The 1,732-nt window shown below is 40.2% G+C and carries 1 protein-coding gene; it reads left to right on the forward strand.

The annotated features are described in order from the left end of the window. Positions 1-319 precede the first annotated feature (319 nt). Positions 320-1,729, forward strand: a complete 1,410-nt coding sequence (locus EOL86_14550) for an ISL3 family transposase (GenBank protein NCD26792.1) — start codon at positions 320-322, stop codon at positions 1,727-1,729. Positions 1,730-1,732: the final 3 nt, after the last annotated feature.

Here is a 1,732-nt window from a genome sequence, read left to right on the forward strand (position 1 = left end):
GTGGGATTGCCACCACGTAATGTATTGATTTGTTACGCCACCCTTGACCGGATGGAAAAGCAATGCTGTTCGTTTATCACCGACGGCGAAGAACTCAAGAACAATCTTCTTTTTCTTCGTCAAGCCACATAGTGTAGCATTGTTTTTCCATCCCCTCAAGGGCAATCCCCTTCGGGATGGCTGGTTTATACCTCTGGCTCAGTAGCCTAAGAACAATCTTATATTGTTTCATTACAATTGAATAAAAAAGGATCTTCCTATAAGATTGAATTGTGTCCTGGACAGATACAACAACCCAATCTAAAGGAGATCCTCTATCATGGATTATATACGAAACAGCGAAAATGGACAATTAGTTTTTACTCAATCTATAGAATTTTTAAGAATTCCTTCCTGTTTGTATGGATTCATGAATCATACTACAACTACTGAGATGACTGCATCCGGTCGTACTGCTTTCTGTTTTCATGGTGAACTTGATGCTAGTGAAGACGATATCATCTGCCACTGTGGCTGTAAGATGCATGTAAACAACCATCCTGGTATTACACTGAGGCATCTTCCTTTTGGTGGATATCTTAGCCAGGTGCAGTTTAATCGCAATCAATATGTATGCCCTAAATGTGGTAAAACCAGAATGCAGTTTATCTCTTTTAAGGCACCGGCTCACCGTATTACAGAAGAATTGTATCAGTATACCCGTGACCTTCTGGCAACTGGAAACTATACCAATAAAGAAGTAGCTGAGCTTACAGGTCTTGGTAAGAATACAGTCAAAGACATTGATAAACAGCGTCTTCAGGAACTTTATACAATCGATGGAACAAAGCTAATCAAACCGGAACGTAAGGCAAAGTTTCTCGGTATAGATGAATTCAAGCTTCACAATGGTTACAAGTATGCCACTCATATCATAGACATGGAAACTGGTCACGTGTTATGGATTGCCAATGGCAAGAAAAAGCAGGTAGTCTATGACTTCATCGAGCATGTAGGGCTTGAATGGATGGACAGTGTGGAAGCCATCGCATGTGATATGAATTCTGATTTTCAGGAGGCTTTTGAGGATAAGTGCCCTCATATCCAACCTGTATTTGATTACTTTCATATCGTTAAGAACTTCAATGACAAGGTTGTCAGTGAAGTTCGCAAGGATGAACAGCGTCGTCTGCTTGCTGAAGGTGATGACGAAGCAGCACGTTCTCTAAAGAAGACCCGCTACATCCTTATGTCTTCCAGAAAAACGTTAAAACGTAAGGATCAGGATGCCGCTGATGAAAGAGTTATCTCAAAAGGAAGTCCTATCTTTGGTACAGAGGATTACATCCGTAAGGGTGGTCATGAAGAAAGATATGATGAACTGCTTAGCCAGAACAAGCTGCTGTTTACACTTGATCTCATCAAAGAGAGTTTAACTCTTGCGTATTCTCGTAATGACGAAGCACGCATGTCTGAGGATATTATCTCTATCATGGATACCTGTAAATCAACTAAAAACGAGCACCTTATGTGGTTCAGAAGGTTATTGGACAATCACTTTGAGGGTATCATAGCTCATGCAACATATGACATATCAGCTGGTAAGATTGAGGGTATAAACAACAAAATCAAAACATTAAGACGACAGGCTTACGGATATCGTGATGATGAATACTTCTTCCTTAAACTGTTTGATATCAGCAGGAAGACTTATGTCAGAAATCCTTTATCCCACAAAATTTGTGATTGAGCC

Source organism: Deltaproteobacteria bacterium (assembly GCA_009930495.1).
In the GTDB taxonomy this organism is placed as follows: Bacteria; Desulfobacterota; Desulfovibrionia; order Desulfovibrionales; family Desulfomicrobiaceae; genus Desulfomicrobium.

Coding starts and splice junctions, on each gene's coding strand:
- EOL86_14550 (NCD26792.1), top strand. CDS start 320: ATGGATTATATACGAAACAGCGAAAATGGACAATTAGTTTTTACTCAA.